Genomic DNA, 18,835 nt, shown 5'->3' with positions numbered 1-18,835 from the left:
CCTCTCATTCGCCGCGCAGGATGATCGCGGGGTCAACATTGGTCGCAATACGTACAGGCAGCAGCGACGCAAGACCTGTAACAAAGATGGACATGACGAGTGCGACAACGACAATCGTCGGCGAAAACTCAATGCCGCGTCCAAAAACGTTCACACTGACGCTCTGGGCAAAGAGATAGCCGAATCCCGACCCAAGAATGCCGCCAAGCGCACCGAGGAGGCAGCCCTCGCCGAAGAACTCTGCAACAATGTGGCGGTTATCCGCACCGAGAGCCTTCTTGAGCCCGATCTCACGGCGGCGCTCCGTCACAATCGCCATCATCGTGGTTGAGACGCAGATCAGCGTCAATACAAGGACGACAATGGTCACGATGAGGACGAGTGCCTGCAGTTTTCCAAGCACGGTGCCCTCCGACTTCGCGATCTGCTTGACAAGCTGCGGCTCCACCGTCGGGACCTGTGCGCGGATCTTTGTCTCTGCGCGCGTCAGCTCATCCTGTCCCGCCACAACGGAGACCTGCGCGAGGCTCAGTTCCCCGGCACGCCCCTTGATACGCTGCAGATCGGGCAGACTGACGAAGACGAAATTCTCCTCGTTGCCGCCCGTGCGGACAATGCCGGAGACACGATAATCGCTGACAATCGACCCTTCACCGCCCGAGACACTGATTGTATCCCCCGGATTCACGCGCAGTTTCGATGCGAACTCCGCGCCGAGCAGGATCTCCTTCTCCCCCGGCGTCGGCCACGCACCGCGCACCTGCCAGTAGGGGCTGACCTCCTGCAGGACATCAAAGTCCGTGCCGCCCGCCATGACGGTCTGATGATTGATGAGCAGGGTGTCGTAGAGGAACGGTGTAATGCCGACTACCTCGTAGTCCGAGAGTGCCTTGCTGACCGCACTGACATCCTCCTCGTGAATCACGCCTGCATCCTTCCCCGGCAAAATGAGAAGGTTTGCCCCATAGGCACGGAATGCACGTCCCATCTGCTCCGGGACTTCCTTGTAGACGGTAATCATCCCCGAAATAATCGTCGCGCCGACGGCGACGGCGAGAAGAGCGATCGCCATGCGTGCGCGGCGGCGCAGCAGAGAGTTGGCGACCATGATAAAAAACATTTTATAGCGACTCATCATTTATCACCTGCCATACAGAACCTCTGCCGGCTGCAGCGACAGCAGCATGCGAATCGCAGGCACGCTCCCGATGATCAGCACGAGCGACATCAAAACGGCAATAATCGGAATGACATACGGATTGACCGCAATGCCGGAACCGAAAACGTTCTCCCCAATGAGTTGGGCGAACCCAATTCCCACGACATAGCCAAGGATGCCGCCGAGAATGCCCGCGATAAAGATCTCCGCGAGGACGGAGAGAACGACGGCGAGATTGGTCGCGCCGAGCGCCTTCAAAAGGCCGATCTCACGGCTGCGCTCCATGATGTTTGCGCTGATGAGGTTGCTGACACCAAGGCTCGAGGAGAGCAGGGACAGCACCGTGATCAGCAGCATGAGGAGCTGCGTCTTGTCAAGGATCTTCCCCTCGGACTCCGCGATCTGGCGCACGGGATGCGCCGCCGCATTGTGCATGACCTCCTCAATCTGATAGGCGATTGAGCCAACATAGCTCGTGCAGTACCAGATATCATACTCCGCCTGCGAGAGCGACTTGGGATTCTCCGCCGCCCTGCGGGCAAGATCATTCTCCGGTGTCGTCATGGCACTGACCTCCACCTGGTCGATCTTGCCCTGTGCACCTGCGAGTTCCTGTGCGAGCGCGAGAGAACCGACCAGCTGGTTCTCCTCGTCACCGCCGCCCGAGACTGTGCCCGTGACGTGCAGTGCCCCCTGCGTGCCGTCCGGCTTCTGATAGGTGAGTGTGCTGCCGGCTGAGACGCCAAGTTTCTGTGCGAGCTTCATGCCGACGAGCACCTCATCCGTGTGCGTATCGTCTGCCCAGTCGCCGTCCACCTGCCACCACGACTTCATGAACTTCACGCCTGTCGTGTAGACCTCATCCGTCGGCAGTTTGAGCGTATGCTCGAACCACGTACCAAAGAACGGCACACTCTCACCATCTCCGAGCGTCACCTGCGTCGTCAGTGACGGCGCAAAGGCGACGATGTTGTTCGTCCAGAAAATCGTTTTGATATTGCCGAGATCTGCCTCTTCCAGATACTCGCGATGTCCGCTCTTCGACGTCTCCACACCGTAAAGGTCCTTCAGAACCATCGAGTTGCGCGGCGTCACTGTAATATTTGCTCCAAACGCCTTGAGCTCCTGATTCACCTTTTCGCCGATGTCAAACATGACGTTCAGCATGGCAGTCGCAAGCGAGACGCCAAGGGCGACCGTCAGCGCGATGAGGATAAACCTCCCGCGCTGGCGGATGAGCGCCCCTTTTACCATTTGCCAAAACATGGCTTACCTCCTCTCATGCCATCCTGTCCGTCAGCGGAAATGAATCCGCGCTGCCTCAAGCGTGTCAGCAGAAATCTGCACCGCACCATTCTGCACGTGGTACTCCACGGGGATCGGATTGCAGCCGCCCGGCAGACCAATTGTCGCCTTGTTCATGACGACATCACAGAGCCGGCAGACGATCTGCCCATCACGCTCAAAATAGCCCGTTGCACCGCAGATATCGCAGGCATCGAGACCGACACCAAATGCGGAGCCGCCCTTCTGCACAATGATAACGCGCACCGTTGTTCCGTCTGAGGCGTGGAATGCATAACGATGGAGGTGGCCGTCGGAGACCTGCTCGAGCGGGATCTGCACGAGCCCGTTCTCCGCCTTAACGTCAACCGCCGGCACAAGCTGTTCTTTTTTATTCGCATACCATCCGCCGACACTCGATACGAAAATCGTCAGAATGAGGATTGCAAGGAGCCCACTGCCCCAACGCTTGCGGCGGATCGCGCTCGAGACGATCTGACGGTACTGCGCAGGATTTGCCCACACAGGACGCTCGGGCCGCGGCTGAAGAAACAGTGTAAAAGGGACGAGCACAGAAACAAAGTAGATCGCATAGATGACCTTGCCCTGATTGTCAATAAACCATGCCATGTACGGAATGAGGTTTTCCGCACCGAACATCTGCCGCGCCATCAGCACCGTCAGAACGAAGATCACCTGCTGAATGGCGGTCGCCACGACCTGCACGGTAAACACGAAGACGAGGCGCCCATGATTGAGCGCCGCCGCCGCTTTATACGCCAGATAGCCCGAGAGGAATCCGAGGAAAATCCCTCCGAAAAATCCGAGCATCTTGACGAGAAATGTCAACGTCAAATAGTTCCCCATCGCTACCTGTACGGTACCGACAGGAATCAGCCAGAGTTCCAGCCCGTGATAAAGGCACAGCCCCAGCGTCAATGCCCCCGTGCCGAAACGGAAAAAACGCTCCTCCTGCGGCGACCATTCCCGATGGAGACTGCGCAGAAGAATTGCACAGAGAAGAATCGCGCCGATGATATCGACGGTGATTGCCATACTCTCGAAGATCTCGCGGTTGACTGCCGACTTCGTGCCGACACGCACCGCTGTCATAAAGAGCGAGAGGAAAAAGCCCCATTTGAGCACGCGCGTAAAGGTACGCCGTATGCTCTGATCGGGCAATGGCAAAATGATTGCAAGCAAAATACCGAGCGGCACGGCGAGCTTAATGCTCTCCTCCAGTGCCGGCACCAGCTGTTGAAGAAATGCCTGTAACATGTGTGAACCCTTTCCTATGAGAAAAGCCGCCGTCCCCCCCGGGGCGGCAGCCATTCTGTGATTGGGAGGGCACGAAGAACAAACGTATGCCCTTGCTGCCCATACGGAATTAAATTACCACTTGCGCGGAACGTAGTTGAATACCCAGTGCAGCTTGACCGGTTCCGTCCAGAAATGACCCCGGACACCCGTCTCCTTGTCCGTGTGGAGGAGGTAGTTCTGACGTGCAGGGCTGTCGATCGAGAAGTCGCAGTCGTACGTGCCTGCGCCAAGCATCTTGACATTTGCGCCATAGTGCGGGCCATCATCTGCGCTCATCGGCATGAACACACCCTCGATGCTCTCGCCCGTCTCACGCTTCGTGAACTTGTAGTGCACCGTCAGGTTCGGGATCCACTCGCCGACGCCGAAGCCGCACTCATTGCCCTCGGTTGCATGGATATCCGTCTCGATGTGGATATCTGCCTGGTCTGCCGGAAGGCTCATACCGGCAGGCTCCATCGTCACCGGCTGGAAGTAGACGAGCGCCGCCTTGAAGTGGTTCGTCGTATCCTCGATCTCATCGCCGATCGGGAACTCCTCGAACGCAGCTTCGCTGACGTGCGCGTTGATCGCGAACGTAGAGAACGCGACTGCACCGACGGCGAGAGCCTTTTTGAGCATACTGAGACTAGATTTCTTCATGGGAAAATCCTCCTTTGAAAGATGAACCTGACTTACGCTTCTGCCGCAGCAGAGCGTTTTTTATATGATACCATTGCAACTGCCGCGAGAACCAAGAGGATCTGCGGGACAATGGTTTCATAGGTGGGATAAAGGCCGAGCAGATCGATGCTCGGAATGGGGATGGCCTCAATGATCGTGGTGGAGATGGTATCTGACTCCTGCAGCTCCTTCAGACCGCCGCCAAGGAAGGTAACCGCAAGCACAAACATGAATGCACTCGTAACCTTGAAGAACGGTCCGATGGGGATGCGCAGCGCACCGCGCTGGATGAGGAAGAAGATAACCGCGAGTGCCGCACACGCGGCAACGAAGCCCGCCCAGATCATGTCGGTATCGCCGACGGCGTTGTTAAAGAGCGCCTGATAGAAGAGGATGACCTCCGCGCCCTCGCGATAGACCGCAAGGAATGCGGCAAAGCCGAGCGCACGCGACTTGCCCGTCGAGAGTGTGATCTTGACTTGGCTGTCGATGTAGTTCTTCCATGCCTTTGCATTGGATTTGCCGCCCATCCACGCCGACGTTCCGAGAAGGACCAGGACGGCGAAAAGCGCCGTGAAGCCCTCGATCATCTCGCGGCTCGCGCCCGTCGTCGTCGTACTGTCGAGCACCTCGGCAAAGAGATAGGCACTGATAAAGCTGCAGATAATGCCTGCAATCGCCCAATTGTAGACGGTCGAGAGCTCCTTCTCATGGCCGGCGCGTCCGAGATAGGCAATGATGCCGACAAGGACGAGGATCGCCTCAACACCCTCACGCAGGAGGATGAGGAACGCCTGGAGGAACATCCCCCAGCCGCCCGACTGAGCACCTGCCGTCTCGAGCTGCGTCACCTCGGTCTGAACCATATCGAGGAGCTTTGCGCCCTCGGCCTCGACCTCTGACTGCGGAGCGCCCGAACGGATGACTTTTTTCAGCGTGTAGAACTGATACTCCGTGAGGTTCGCGCTCTTGGAGGAGATGCTGCTGCGCACAGCGCTCTCCAGACCGTCTTTCTCGTAGATGCCGTAGTAGATATTGTTGACGGCATCCTTTGCACCTTCTGCATCCCCCGACTGATAGATGGCATAGACACCGTCCATCTCCGTCGCGATATGGTCGTGAATCTGCTGCCATGTCTGTGCGGCGTTCGTCGACGCCGCCGGCAGGAGCAGAAAGAGTGCCGTAATGAATGCAAACAGCTTTCTCATTGGATTGTCTGCGTTCCCCTTTCCTCGATCATTTAATATTACGTGCCGGTTTCATGTTGAAATACACAGGGCACTGCATATTCGATTCCATCGGCTGCCCATTCATGTCCTTGGCCGGTTCGAACTTCCACTGCTTCTCAACAATACGCCGCGCCAGACGGTCATAGACGAGATTCCCCGAGCTGATCTGAATCTTCGTCCACACGACACGTCCGTCCGTGCCGATATGGGCTGACACGGCAATACGCCCCGTGAACGGAATCACACCGTAGGCAGGCTGCTCGGCATGGATGATCTTGCCGGGCTGCCCGATCTGCTTTCCGTCGCCGGATTTCAGGACATGTTCTTCCTCGGGCTTATTCGCCGAATCCTCGGCTTCCTTCAGCAGTGCCGTCGTCGCCTCCTCGGGAATCTCCGCCTCAACGACGGCGGGCTCTTCCTCTGCCTCCACAGGCTCAGGCGGTGGTGGGGGCGGCGGAGGCGGTGGTTCCTCCGGCTGCTGTTCCTCCTCGGGCGGCCCATCGTCATCAGCGAGCTCCACCCACTCCATCGGCTCATCTGGCGGCGGCTGCTCGATGTGCTTAAAGACGTGTGGGATCAGCACCATCAGAAAGAGCCATGCGACGATGTGGAAGAAGAATGCGACGAGGAAGGCAAGCCGCCAATGTGTCTGATAGCGCATCAGACGCCCCCCGTCTCCGTCGCGATGGACACGTGACGTGTCCCCGCTTCCTTCAGTGCATCAAAGACACTGACGACGAACTGATAGTCCGCCTTCTTGTCGCCGCGCACGACAAACACCGTATCCGGATCGCTGTCCAGCTGTTCCTTGACGCGTGAGGTCAGCTCACGGGTCGGCTCATCATCGCGGTCGAAGAGCACCTTGCCGTCCTCCGTCACCGTGATGGAGACGATGTGCGGACGTGTGTCCTGCTGTGCGCTCGCCGCCTGCGGCAGGCTGACCTGCACCGTGCTCGCGTTCACCATATACATCGTGCTCAGCATGAAGAACACCAAGAGGAAGAGCATGATGTCGATCATCGGGACGATCATGACGAGCGGCTCGCGCACATCATGAAAATTACGACGCATGAGCCTTCCCTCCATCCGCCGCCGCGAACCCCGCCAAGACGGTATTCATCGTCTTTTCGAGGAGCGTCAGCATCACATCCAGGCGCTGTGCAAAGTAGGTGTGCACGACGAGCGAGAAGATCGCGACGAAAAGTCCTGTCGCTGTTGCGACCAGCGCCTCACCGATGCCGCCCGTGATCGCCATGGGCTGACCGGCCTGCAGGTTGAAGATGCTGAACGACTGGATCATGCCCGAGATCGTTCCCAGAAGTCCGAGGAGCGGTGCGAGCGTAACGATCATCGAGAGATAGTTGAGACGTGCACGCAGGAGCATCGCCGCCTCACCGTAGGCCCCCTCGAGCGTCATCGGGACATCCTCCCCTGCCTTGCGGGCATCCAGTGCACTCTTCACGAGATGGGCGACCATGTTGTCCTTGCCCTCAACGGCGGGGGCAACCTCGTCCATCTTGTGCTTGCGGAGCGACTCAGCAACCGTCGCCTCAAGTTCCCTTGCGCCCTGCGATGCACGCCGATAGAGCAGGAAGCGGTCCACCGCGATTGCCGCCACTGTCAACGAGCACAGGAGCAGCAGGTACATGACCGGACCGCCCTTTTCAAATAGTTCTGCACTGGTCACAAAAACACCATCCTTATCTTCTCAAGCCGTGGGAACCCCCCATCTTTATACCACATGGAGAATGAAACCCATCCCATATTTGAATCGATTCTCAGTATATCTCCAAGGAAAGTGATTGTCAATATTCTTTCCAATAAATGTGATCTAAATGAATTTTATTCACTTATTGATTTGTATGATTTTGCAAGTTCTTCAAATCGTGGCAGTGATTTCTCGATCATTTTTGTGTGAACACAGTACGCCGCACGGAAGTAGCCGGGACAGCCGAAGTCCCGCCCAGGCACAAGCAGGAGATCATACTCCTGTGCGCGGCGGCAGAATGCCGCATCGTCCGGCTCAAGCGCCTGCGGGAAGAGATAGAATGCCCCCTGTGGGCGCACGCAGGAAAAGCCGAGTGCCGTCAGGCCATCATAGAGGAGGGCCGCATTTCTCGCGTAGGTACTGAGATCGGCGGCTCGTCCGGCACAGCGTGCGACAACGAGCTGCCAGAGTGAGGGCGCATTGACGTGGGTGAGGACACGCGCTGCCCCCGCGATCGCGCCGTAGATGCGAGCGAAGTCCGCCGCCGTGTCCGGCACGACGATATAGCCGATGCGCTCGCCGGGAAGGGAGAAGGATTTGCTGTAGGAATAGCAGACAATCGTATTGTCATAAAAGAGAGGAATGCAGGGGACGACGGCACCGTCATAGACGATCTCGCGATACGGTTCGTCTGCGACGATGAAGATCGGGCGCCCGTACTCCTGCTCCTTCGCGCGAAGGAGATCGGCAAGGCGGCGGATCGTTGTCTCACTGTAGACTGCACCGCTCGGATTGTTCGGCGAGTTGACAATGACCGCCTTGGTCCGTGGGGTCACTGCCCGCTCAAGTGCCGTAAGGTCAATCTGAAAATCGTCCGTCTTGGCCGGGACGACGACGAGCTTGCCGCCGCACGCCTCGACAAAGACGCGATACTCCGGGAAGAATGGCGCAAAGGTGACGAACTCGTCCCCCGGCTCGGTGAGTGCCTTGAACGTGATCGTCACCGATGCCGCCGCGCCTGCCGTCATAAACAGATTTTTCCCCGTGACCTCCATGCCGAAGCACCGCTTCAGATCGGCGGCAAGCACCTCGCGCACGGCAGGCTTTCCCGGTGCAATCGTGTAGCCGTGCACCTCGGTTGGGTCGCCGTGCATGAGAATGTCGACCGCCGCATCCCGAATAAAGTCCGGCGCAGGCACATTCGGATTGCCAAGGCTGAAATCAAAGATATTTTCCGCGCCGACCTCTGCCGCACGCTTCTGTCCAAACTCAAAAATCGTGCGAATCGTGGACTTTTTCGTCCCGAGCACATACATTTCCTCTGAGACCATCGTACTCCTCCCCCTATGTGAGTGAAAACAGATGCTATTCTATCATATTGTGAAAAAAAATACTACACATTGAGTTGCACTCTCACAAAGCTTTCATGGAAACAAAAAAGCTGCCGCAGTATGGTCTCCCCACGCTGCGGCAGCCTCGATATGCGATAGTTACGCATTCCGCAGGAATACGTCATACCCCTTTTTCATCTCATAGATGTCCGCCTTGCTCGTAACCTCCCACGGCGCATGCATGCTCATCACCGCAACGCCGTTGTCGATCACGTTCATCCCGTAGCGCGCCATAATGTAGGCAATCGTCCCGCCGCCGCCGAGATCGACGCGTCCAAGCTCTGCAAGCTGATAGCGGACGCCGTTTTCATCCATCATGCGGCGCAGTTCGCCCAGATACTCTGCACTCGCATCACTGGAGCCGGACTTGCCGCGTGATCCCGTGAACTTGTTGAATACCATTCCTCGTCCAAGATAGGCAACGTTCTTCTTCTCAAACGCATCCGCATAGAGCGCGTCATAGGCGCTCGAAACATCCGAGGAGAGCATCCGCGAACAGGCGAGCGTACGGCGCAGGGCAAGCTCCGTATACTGGCCGCAGGCAGAGAGCACCTCGGCGACCATGTTTTCAAAGAAGCGCGACTGCATCCCTGTCGCGCCGACGCTGCCGATCTCCTCCTTGTCAACGAGGAGGCAGCACGCCGTACGCCGCACATCCGCCGTCTCAACCATGGAGCGGAGTGCCGTATAGGAGCAGACGCGGTCATCCTGTCCGTAGCCGAGCACCATGCTGCGGTCAAATCCCAGCTCACGCGCACGGCCTGCCGGAACGAGGGTCAGCTCTGCCGACTGGAAATCCTCCTCATCAATGCCGTACGTCTTCCGGATGAGAGCCAGCACGCCATCCTTGACGGACTCCTTTTCCTCCTTTGCGAGAGGGATTCCGCCGATCAGCACATCGAGTTTCTCGCCCTCGATCACCTTTGCCGCCTTTTTCTCCAGCTGCTCCTGCGAGAGATGGACGAGCAGATCCGTCACGCAGAACACGGGGTCGTCCGCCTTCTCCCCGAGCGTGATTGTGACCGTTGTGCCGTCCTTCTTGACGACAACACCGTGCAGGGCAAGCGGAATCGTCACCCACTGATACTTCTTGATGCCGCCGTAGTAATGCGTATCAAAGTACGCCAGTCCGCCGTCCTCATAGAGCGGATTCTGCTTCACATCGAGGCGGCACGTATCGATGTGCGCACCGAGGATATTCATGCCGTGTTCCATCGGCTCTGTGCCGATATGAAAGAGCACAATCGCCTTTTTCATATTGACGGCGTAGACCTTGTCCCCCGCGCGGAGCTGCGTCCCCTCAGCGATAATGTCCGCCAGATCGCGGTAACCCGCCGCCTCAGCAGCACGTACCGCCTCCTGCACACTCTCACGCTCCGTCTTGCAGTCCGAGAGGAAATCAATATAGCCGCGTGCGAGCGCATCCACCTCTGCGCGTTCCTCTGCCGAATAGCCAGTCCAAACAGACTTTTTCTTATCGTCACTCATAATGGTTCCTTTCTACCTATACTCCCCATGCCCCATGGAGAATTTCTGCAAACTCTGTCCGCGACGCCGCGCGGTTAAATCGCTCACGCAGCTCTGCGCTGCCCTTCAGACCGCGCGTATACCATGCCGCATGTTTGCGCATCTCGCGGGTTCCGATGTACTCGCCCTTGTACCCGACTAAGAGATCGAGATGGCGCAGAATCACCGCCGCACGCTCCGCCAGCGTCGGCGGCGGCAGCTCCTCCCCCGTATGCAGCCAGTGAATCAGCTGCGGGAAAATCCATGGATTTCCCTGCGCACCGCGCCCGATCATCACTGCATCTGCCCCCGTGATCTCAAGTGCACGTTTGAGATCGGCAGGACGGCGGACATCCCCGCTCACGATGACGGGAATCCCGACCGCACGCTTCACCTCAGCAATCGCTGCATAGTCCGCGCTGCCGCTGTAGAACTGCTCGCGCGTTCGTCCGTGCACGGCAACTGCATCCACGCCGACTGCCTCCGCCATGCGTGCGATTTCCACTGCGTTGCGCGAGGCATCGTCCCAGCCGAGCCGCATCTTCACCGTAAACGGCAGACGCGTCGCACGGCGGATCGCCGTCAAAATCTCCTCCGCCCGCTTTGGGTCACACATCAGTGCTGATCCTTCGCCGTTCCTGACGACCTTCGGTGCGGGACATCCCATATTGAAATCGAGGATATCCGCCGTTCCAAGCTCCTCGATATACGCCGCCGCCTCGGCTGCCATCGCCGCCGACTTGGCAAAGATCTGCATCGCAATCGGACGCTCATCCGGCTCCGTACGCAGCATATTCATCGTGTGCTCATTGCGATAGTGGATCCCCTGACTGCTGACCATCTCCGCGAAGGCGAGCGGGCAGCCCATTCCATGCGCAATCACGCGGTAGGAAGTATCCGTGACCCCCGCCATCGGCGCGAGAAAAATCGGATCGTCAAAGGCAAACGCGCCGAGTTTCATCGGGTTCACGGCAGATTCCTCTCATAGAGGACGCGCAGACCCGTCAGCGTCAGAAAGTGATCGACCTTGTCGATGGTCTGGGACTCCTTTGCTACCATACGAGCAAACCCGCCCGTGGCAACGACCTTCATCTCCATCGCGAGCTCCGCCTTGATGCGGCGCACGATTGCATCAATCTGACCCACGTAGCCATAGATGATGCCCGCCTGCATGCCCTGAATCGTACTGTGGCAGACCACCGTCTTGGGCGGTACGAGCTCGATGCGCGGGAGCTGCGCTGCCCGCTGAAAGAGCGCCTCGGCACTTGAGCCAAGTCCCGGTGCAATCACGCCGCCGAGAAAATCTCCGTTCTCTGCCACAATGTCAAATGTCGTCGCCGTTCCAATGTCGATCACGATCAGCGGGCCGCCGTACTGCTCATGTGCACCGATGACATTCACAATACGGTCTGCACCGATGGACCGCGGATTCTCGTAGTTCAGCCGAATCCCCGTCCGTATCCCGGGACCGACGATGAGCGGGCGGATGTGGAAATATCGCTCGCACATCTTGCGCAGTGGGACGACCAGCGGCGGTACAACCGACGAGATAATGACGGCCTGAATATCCGACAGAGAGAGCCCCTGATAGTGAAAGAGCTCATTGATCAGGATGCCATATTCATCTCCTGTCTTCTGACGATCTGTCGAAATGCGCCAATGCCGCAGGAGCTTCGCCCCCTCATAGGCACCCATCACAATATTGCTGTTTCCGATGTCCAGTACAAGCAGCAAATTCTTTCCTCCATACAGTCATTTCATTATCGGCTGCTCCATGCAGCCATATCGAAACTCATTTCTTCGGACGAATCGAAACATCCCCAGCGAGCACGCGCCGCCGTCCCGTCGCCGTATCGACAAAGAGCGCACCATCGGCGTCAATATCCGCCGCAACGCCCTCAAACTCCTCACCTGCAGGGCCGATGACGCGTACCGTCTGCCCAAGGGTCACGGCGTACGTCCGCCACGCCGCGAGCACAGGAGCAAATCCGTCGCTCTGTACCACCCGGTAGAGTGCATCGAGCGCGCGCAGGAGCTCCTGCAAAAATGCCACACGCGGCAGCGGCTCCCCCTTCATCTGCATCAGCGATGTCGCCGTGTCCCGCAGTTCCTCGGGAAAATCCTCACGTGCAATATTCACGTTGATGCCGATTCCGATCACGACATAGTCCACGCGATCCATCTCCGCGCTCATCTCCGTCAGGATGCCGACCAGCTTGCGTCCTTCATGGAGAATATCGTTCGGCCACTTGATGGCGGCACGCAGGCCGAAATGCTCCATCGCACGTGCGACGGCAACCGCCGCCATCAGTGTACACTTTGGTGCATCCTGCGGCAGAAACGTCGGGCGCAGGAGAATACTTACCCAAATTCCTTTGCCCGGCGGTGAGAAAAAATGCCGCTCCATACGCCCGCGTCCCGTCCCCTGGCTGTCGGCAACAACGACCGTGCCGTCCTCTGCGCCCTCATGTGCCAGCTGTTTCAGGACAAGATTCGTCGAATCCACAGCATCATAGCAGATGATCTTTTTCCCAACGAGTGCCGTTCCCAGATCCTTTGCGATCTCCGCCTCAATCAGCCGATCCGGAGCAGCCCGCAGGATGTATCCGCTGCGCGGTGCGCTTGCAATATCGTAGCCTGCCTCACGCAGTGCCGCGATCTTCTTCCATACCGCCGCCCGCGTCACACCGAGCCGTGCCGCAATCTTCTCGCCCGAAATACAGCCCCCTGCCTCACGCAGCAGTTCCAATACATCGCTCCGCATCGCCGCACCTCCAAACAAAAAGTGATCTGCCCCATTATACAGCAGATCACTTTTCCACGCTACAAAAACATTAAGCGATACATCAGATCCCTACACCCGCTTCGCCCGAACAAGCCACTGATAGGCATCGAGGTCCTCCGCATCCACAGAGATCGTTTGGAGTGACAGAAGTTCCTCGCGCAGCCGTTTCCCTATCTCAGGAGATGGAACGGTTACGTATCTCATGTCCTGGATACCAAATTGGGCTTCCTGAAAGAGCCTGATGATCTCTTTTTTCGTAAAAAACCGGAAGTGCGTCCGATCCAAAATCCCCATATCCTCGTAGGTCCAACGGCCGGAGAGGAGACCATAAAACGTGCTGATATGAGCCACATTGGGAATGCTTGCGATAATTTCTCCGCCGGGAGCGAGCAGTTCCCGCATATTCTCGATTGCTTTCCATGGATTCTGTAAGTGCTCAATGACATCGCCCATGACGATATAGTCGAAGCGTTCGGCAACTTGTGATGGATCAAGACGCTCTACATCCATCGAAAGAATCGTCGCGTACGGCGCAGCAATTTCTGCTGCCTTTTCGTTCAGTTCCACACCATAAAGACGTACTGATGGATTTTGTGCACCGATTTCCCGCAAGGTCGCCCCACAGGCACAGCCGATCTCAAGGACACGCAAACCAGCTTTTGAGAAGTCCATCAAAGACATAAGATCTCTGCGCGGGAAAAATGAATAGTCCAGTGAAACGCCCCATTTTTCATGGAAGAAATCACATTCCCGTCGATAGCTGTCCGACGTCGTATCGGGATTTTCTCCATCACGATGCACATAGGTGCTCGGCAAGGACGCTAGCCCATAGCCTGCCCGCGTCATGCTCACCGTAAAGTCATAGGACGCAAGTGCAGGAAGAGAGTAACGCTCATCGAGATTTCCTGCCGCCGATACGGCATCTCTCCGTGCCATCAGCGCAAACATCTCCGCAAAGATTTCTGGACGAGGCGGATTCCCCTGCGCACGAATCTCCTCCGCCACATGCACATAGTCATTCCACGAGAGATAGTCGTTCGGCGGGATCAGCTGCGCCCTCCGATATGCCACAGGGGCAACGGCGGTCACTGCCCCAACGTTTGGGTCCGCAATGAGCACATCCAACATATCCTCCGCCGTATGCTGAGCGAGCATCACATCTGCATGAAGGAAGAGAAGAACCTCCCCCTCTGAGGCTCGAATCCCCTCATTCACCGCATGTGCATAGCCGTGATGCTCCTCACTGCGAAGGATACGAACATGGTCCATCGCATCAGACGTAAAAATCTGCTCATCTGCCGACGAACCATCATCGACAACGATCACTTCATACGGAATACGCACTGTATTCCGTACAGAAAAGAGGCAGCGTTCCAGATGTTCCCGCATGTTGTAAACTGGAAGGATAATGCTTAATTTTGCCACCTGATTACCTCACAATCTCTGCTATGCCCACAGCTTCCACGGAGCACTGTTCTTATTCCACATATCATTCAGCCGCAGCTTATCTCGCTGGGTGTCCATGCACTGCCAAAAGCCGTTGTGTTTATAGGCATGCAGCCCTCCCTCCCGTGCAATGCTCTCAAGCGGTGTCGTCTCAAAAACGCACAGATCATCATCCCGCAGATAGTCAAATACTGTCGGCTCAGCAACCATAAAGCCGCCGTTGATCCATCCGCCGTCTTCCTTCGCCTTTTCGACAAAACGGTTAATTTCGTTCGTTCCAGAATCAATATCCAACACGCCAAATCTGCCGCCGGGCTGAATCGCTGTCATCGTCACCACGGCTTTTCCATGATTTTTTTTATGTGTGTCAAGCAAATCATGAAGGTCTACATCGCTCACCCCATCACCATAGGTCAGCATAAAGGCCTCATTTCCAATATACTTCTGCACGCGCTTAATACGCGCGCCTGTCTGCGCATCAAGCCCTGTATCGACAAGCGTTACCTTCCATGGTTCAGAGACATTGTTGTGCACGGTCATGCGATTGCCCTGTGTAAAGTCGAAGGTAACATCTGAGGTATGCAAATAGTAGTCTGCAAAGTATTCCTTGATCATATACCCTTTATAGCCAAGGCAAATGACAAACTCATGAAACCCATAGTGGGAGTAAATCTTCATAATATGCCAGAGAATCGGTTTCCCACCGATTTCAATCATGGGCTTTGGTCTGGACACAGACTCCTCGCTGATGCGCGTTCCACGTCCACCTGCCAGAATCACGACCTTCATACAGTTTCTCCCCTCTGCTGCCAACAGACCGCATCAACAACGCCTGAGATGCTTACATCAATTCTTTATACATTCGCTCCCAACCTGGCAGAATCCTGCCTCCGCGCCACGGCATCATCACTTCACGCGCCCGATATGGCTTTGCCCCCCAGTCCACAGGAAACTTTACCCCCAAAAGGAGCTCATAGCGACGAACCAATTCCTTCAGCATAATGGCATGCCCTGATGACACAGCATAGTTGCCGCATCGTTCAATATGCCCTTCTGCAAGATACTGTCCTGCCAATAGAAAAGCTCTTGCGGCATCCTTTACATGGACAAAATCCACGTACTGCTCTCCTTCTGACAGAGCAAGCCGTTTTCCCTGCGCAGCAAGTGTCGGCAAAACGGCAAGAAGCTTATTCCTGCGATCATGTTCTCCATACGTATCAAACAGAGTCAAACGGATGCTGTGCAGATCGTGCGCCGACTCATAGAATCGAACCATCGCATCAAACGCCTCTTTTGATGCCGCATACAGATTCACCGGCTCATATACATCACCACGATAGTACTGCCACGAAGACCGCGCATACACGAAATTTTGTACGCCATGCTGTGCCATGGCATCGAGCAGCTTTGTCCCAAAGGTAATATTGGCAGAAATCAGTGCATCAATTTCCGCCGGAGAATGTACCGTCGTATAGTACGTGGCGAGATGAAAGACAACATCCGGCGCAGCTGTACGCACGATCTCCGAGAGAGGCATTTGATCTGCATCATAAAACTGCATATCGTCCCGCACTGTCGGCGGCAGCACATCGCGCTGCGATGTCGAGCGTACAACGGCCGAAACATGCCACCCCTCCGCATGCAGGCACTCCGCCACATATCCTCCGACAAAGCCTGTGGCGCCTGTAATCAATGCCCGGTACTTCATTGTTCTCCTCCGCAAAACTCATTCCGCCATTCCTGCAGCTGAACATCCGCAGGAAACACACGCGCAAAATGCGGCAGTGAGCTTTTGTTCTCTTCCCTGAGGATCGGCGGCAGTTCACGCATGATCGGTTTTTGTCTGCAAAAAAGATCACGCAGTTCAACAGGCAGTCCATACAGAAAGAACTCATGCGGTACGCGCCCAACGGCATGACAAAAACAATACTGCCGCTCATCCTCTTGGAGCACTTCGTCATAGAGCTCATGCAGCTGCCGCACCGTATTGGCAACAGAGAAATCATGCCGGACTTTTTCCCGCGCTGCATTCCCCAAACGAACACGCTCCTCCGGATGTGCAAAAAGGAACTCAATGGCCCGGCGGTAATCGTCCCTGTTTTTAATCAACATGCCCGTTTCATTATGTGTAATGAGATACTTTTCCGCACACTGGTCAAGTGCAATCACAGGAAGCCCTGCTGCCATGGCCTCCAGAAGTGCATTCTCCGTCGTACCAAAATGATGGGAGCTCAGCAGATAGCCGAATACATCCATCTTCGCAAGCTCCGCACTCACATCCCGCACATAGTCAACAAAGCGGAACTTTTCCTCAATCCCAAAGGAGCGCGCTTCCGCGCGAATCTGCGCCACGTTGGTCAGATCGCCGACCAAAACGAACTCAATCCCAGGGACATGCGACACGGCCGCACAGTACCTCACAAAGTCCCGATTCATCTTCGCATAGGACTGGGTACCAACATAGCCGACAACGAATCGGTCATTACGCACACGCGGCTTATGTGGACGGATCGCACCGAATCCGCCCGAACTGTGGATCATCGACGTATGCGCACGCGCCCATGTGCGCTCTGCTTCACTCCAATAAGGATTATCCAGTGAGTACGGCGATGTAAAAATAAAACGCTGCGGCACACGCAGGAATGCAGGCGAAATATACGGATACCAACAGCCGGAGACATGTGCCCAGACCGTCAGATGCATCCGTGTCTGCGGGAAATCTGCCAAAAAAGCCGCCATGCTCGGATGGTGCCACCATTCGATCTGCACAACATCCGCAGCATGAACGGCTGCCTCAATTTCCTTTCTGCCCGGTGCGCAAAGAATCTCCACCCCATTCGCACGGCAGGCATCAATAAAGTTCATTTTTTGCGGCTGCTCCAGCAGCAGAATGCGGTGCCGATACGGGGCGTTTGTGCGTGCCGCATACGATGCAGCGCCCGAGAGCACCTTGCCGACACCGCCGCCCATATGCGTCGTAATATGCAGTACTTCGCGCATAGAAGTCTCCTTCACTCAAACACAAACGGGCTGACAAACTCATCCAGCGGAGGAAACAGCGCATCCCGTGCCGACAGAATAGGATGGGCAGCGTTCCACGGAATTCCTGCCGAATCCCATCGCACACCTGCATCACAGTCCGGTGCATAGACACTCGTTACCTGATACATCATCAATGCATTTTCACTGAGCACATAAAAGCCATGCGCCATCCCTTTCGGGATATAGATCATTGTGCCCTCTCCCGCGCACAGATGAAAGAGCTCGTGCTGTCCATACGTCGGCGAACCGCAGCGCAGATCGACAACCGCGTCCAGGACTTCCCCCTGTGCACAATAAACGATCTTTTCATGATCCATTGGTGGGGTCTGAAAGTGAAGTCCGCGCAAAACACCACAATGGGAAACGGAAAAATATTCTTCCGCAAAGGACGTGGGGAGCCCCAATCGCCGAAACTCCTCAACATGAAAGGTCTTGATGAATATGCCGCGCTGATCTGCACGTACAACGGGACGAATTCTCAGACATCCGGGCAGCGAGGTCTCCTCTGCATCAAACATACTTACGCCTCCTCACAGCGGCACAACAGTACAGAGCCCGAGCACAGACTCCACCGACCGTCCCATCCTGCGCTCGAATTCTGCTTTCATCGCAAACAGCTTCCGCCAGCGCGGCATCGAAGTATGATCTACGCCATAGCGTAGCATGATATCCATCATACGCCGTTCAATCGCCACAATCCCCTCATGGGTCGCCATCGCGTCGCAAAGCTGAATGAGCTGATCATACAGTGTATAGGTTCGCTTCTGCAGAAAATGATCCAAAAACGCATAATCCTCATCGCTCAGATCCCATCCTCCGTTAACGCCCATGATGTCCTGCACGGGAAAAGAATGCGTCAGACATATCTCTGCAGCCTCTGCATCGCCCTCTGCCAGCAGAAAGCGATAGCCTAGGATCACATGATTCATCCCCATCTCGCCAAATCTGCGTCCAATATCGTGCAGGGCGCCAAGAACAAAGGCACGTTCCGCATCCAGTTCTTCGATATGGACAGCGATACGCTCCGCCGCCGTTCCTACGGCAAGCGAATGAGAAATCCATCCGCCATTGTTGAGAGCACGCGCTTGATCCAGATGGCACAAAGCGTCCCTGCGTGAGATTTTCACATTTGACCTCTTCCGCACACAATGATGGAATCACTGATAAAATGCGGTCTGCCAGATTGGCGTAGATTTTTTGTCCGATTTAGCCAGCAAACCGGACGCAGAGCGGAGGCTATGTGGAGGATTTGCTAACGATAAGCGGGCGAAAAAGATGCGTCAAGATGGTTGTGCCGAATTT

General features: G+C 56.1%; 19 protein-coding genes. All 19 read right to left on the bottom strand.

Going from position 1 to position 18,835, the window contains the following annotated elements:
- Window positions 1-4: 4 nt before the first annotated feature.
- Window positions 5-1,138, bottom strand: coding sequence for an FtsX-like permease family protein (locus tag ADJ74_RS07990; RefSeq protein ID WP_050343320.1), 1,134 nt, complete (start codon window positions 1,136-1,138; stop codon window positions 5-7).
- Between the two features lie 3 nt (window positions 1,139-1,141).
- A complete protein-coding gene (locus tag ADJ74_RS07985) occupies window positions 1,142-2,425 on the bottom strand; it encodes an ABC transporter permease (protein WP_006691433.1) in 1,284 nt (427 codons plus the stop codon).
- A gap of 30 nt (window positions 2,426-2,455) precedes the next feature.
- On the bottom strand, window positions 2,456-3,721 hold the full coding sequence (locus ADJ74_RS07980) for a DUF2318 domain-containing protein (RefSeq protein ID WP_050343318.1): 1,266 nt from the start codon (window positions 3,719-3,721) through the stop codon (window positions 2,456-2,458).
- A gap of 114 nt (window positions 3,722-3,835) precedes the next feature.
- Entirely contained in the window at window positions 3,836-4,405 is a 570-nt protein-coding gene (locus ADJ74_RS07975; RefSeq protein ID WP_009442745.1) for an iron transporter, read from the bottom strand.
- Window positions 4,406-4,437: 32 nt separating this feature from the next.
- The gene (locus ADJ74_RS07970) at window positions 4,438-5,634 is read right to left on the bottom strand and encodes an FTR1 family protein (protein WP_009442746.1); all 1,197 of its coding nucleotides are present in this window, start codon (window positions 5,632-5,634) and stop codon (window positions 4,438-4,440) included.
- Window positions 5,635-5,662: 28 nt separating this feature from the next.
- On the bottom strand, window positions 5,663-6,316 hold the full coding sequence (locus ADJ74_RS07965) for an energy transducer TonB (protein ID WP_050343315.1): 654 nt from the start codon (window positions 6,314-6,316) through the stop codon (window positions 5,663-5,665).
- Window positions 6,316-6,726, bottom strand: a complete 411-nt coding sequence (locus ADJ74_RS07960; protein ID WP_006691439.1) for a biopolymer transporter ExbD — start codon at window positions 6,724-6,726, stop codon at window positions 6,316-6,318. The genes ADJ74_RS07965 and ADJ74_RS07960 overlap by 1 nt, the downstream gene beginning before the upstream one ends.
- Window positions 6,716-7,303 carry a MotA/TolQ/ExbB proton channel family protein gene (locus tag ADJ74_RS07955; RefSeq protein ID WP_050344256.1) on the bottom strand — a complete coding sequence of 196 codons (588 nt, stop codon included), beginning with the start codon at window positions 7,301-7,303 and terminating at the stop codon, window positions 6,716-6,718. Before ADJ74_RS07955 ends, ADJ74_RS07960 begins: the two co-directional genes overlap by 11 nt.
- 194 nt (window positions 7,304-7,497) lie before the next feature.
- Window positions 7,498-8,694: a pyridoxal phosphate-dependent aminotransferase gene (locus ADJ74_RS07950; protein WP_050343313.1), complete on the bottom strand. Its 1,197-nt coding sequence runs from the start codon at window positions 8,692-8,694 to the stop codon at window positions 7,498-7,500.
- A 159-nt stretch (window positions 8,695-8,853) separates the two neighbouring features.
- A complete protein-coding gene (locus ADJ74_RS07945; RefSeq protein WP_050343311.1) occupies window positions 8,854-10,242 on the bottom strand; it encodes an aminopeptidase in 1,389 nt (462 codons plus the stop codon).
- A gap of 16 nt (window positions 10,243-10,258) precedes the next feature.
- Window positions 10,259-11,221 carry a tRNA dihydrouridine synthase DusB gene (gene dusB, locus ADJ74_RS07940; protein WP_172664541.1) on the bottom strand — a complete coding sequence of 321 codons (963 nt, stop codon included), beginning with the start codon at window positions 11,219-11,221 and terminating at the stop codon, window positions 10,259-10,261.
- Between the two features lie 5 nt (window positions 11,222-11,226).
- Window positions 11,227-11,994 carry a type III pantothenate kinase gene (locus ADJ74_RS07935; protein ID WP_009442753.1) on the bottom strand — a complete coding sequence of 256 codons (768 nt, stop codon included), beginning with the start codon at window positions 11,992-11,994 and terminating at the stop codon, window positions 11,227-11,229.
- A gap of 58 nt (window positions 11,995-12,052) precedes the next feature.
- Entirely contained in the window at window positions 12,053-13,024 is a 972-nt protein-coding gene (locus ADJ74_RS07930) for a biotin--[acetyl-CoA-carboxylase] ligase (protein WP_050343307.1), read from the bottom strand.
- A gap of 90 nt (window positions 13,025-13,114) precedes the next feature.
- Window positions 13,115-14,470 carry a glycosyltransferase gene (locus ADJ74_RS07925; RefSeq protein WP_050343305.1) on the bottom strand — a complete coding sequence of 452 codons (1,356 nt, stop codon included), beginning with the start codon at window positions 14,468-14,470 and terminating at the stop codon, window positions 13,115-13,117.
- A 21-nt stretch (window positions 14,471-14,491) separates the two neighbouring features.
- Window positions 14,492-15,280 carry a glucose-1-phosphate cytidylyltransferase gene (gene rfbF / locus ADJ74_RS07920; protein WP_050343304.1) on the bottom strand — a complete coding sequence of 263 codons (789 nt, stop codon included), beginning with the start codon at window positions 15,278-15,280 and terminating at the stop codon, window positions 14,492-14,494.
- A 52-nt stretch (window positions 15,281-15,332) separates the two neighbouring features.
- The gene (locus ADJ74_RS07915) at window positions 15,333-16,199 is read right to left on the bottom strand and encodes an NAD(P)-dependent oxidoreductase (RefSeq protein ID WP_050343302.1); all 867 of its coding nucleotides are present in this window, start codon (window positions 16,197-16,199) and stop codon (window positions 15,333-15,335) included.
- Entirely contained in the window at window positions 16,196-17,491 is a 1,296-nt protein-coding gene (locus tag ADJ74_RS07910; RefSeq protein WP_050343300.1) for a glycosyltransferase, read from the bottom strand. Before ADJ74_RS07910 ends, ADJ74_RS07915 begins: the two co-directional genes overlap by 4 nt.
- Before the next feature lie 11 nt (window positions 17,492-17,502).
- Window positions 17,503-18,051, bottom strand: coding sequence for a dTDP-4-dehydrorhamnose 3,5-epimerase (gene rfbC / locus ADJ74_RS07905; RefSeq protein WP_050343298.1), 549 nt, complete (start codon window positions 18,049-18,051; stop codon window positions 17,503-17,505).
- A 12-nt stretch (window positions 18,052-18,063) separates the two neighbouring features.
- Entirely contained in the window at window positions 18,064-18,660 is a 597-nt protein-coding gene (locus ADJ74_RS07900) for an HD domain-containing protein (protein WP_172664525.1), read from the bottom strand.
- Between the last annotated feature and the right edge of the window lie 175 nt (window positions 18,661-18,835).

The organism is Selenomonas sp. oral taxon 478 (genome assembly GCF_001189555.1).
Classification (GTDB): Bacteria; Bacillota; Negativicutes; order Selenomonadales; family Selenomonadaceae; genus Centipeda; species Centipeda felix.
Note: the sequence above shows the minus strand (reverse complement) of the source record. Positions and strands in the feature narration are given on the sequence as shown.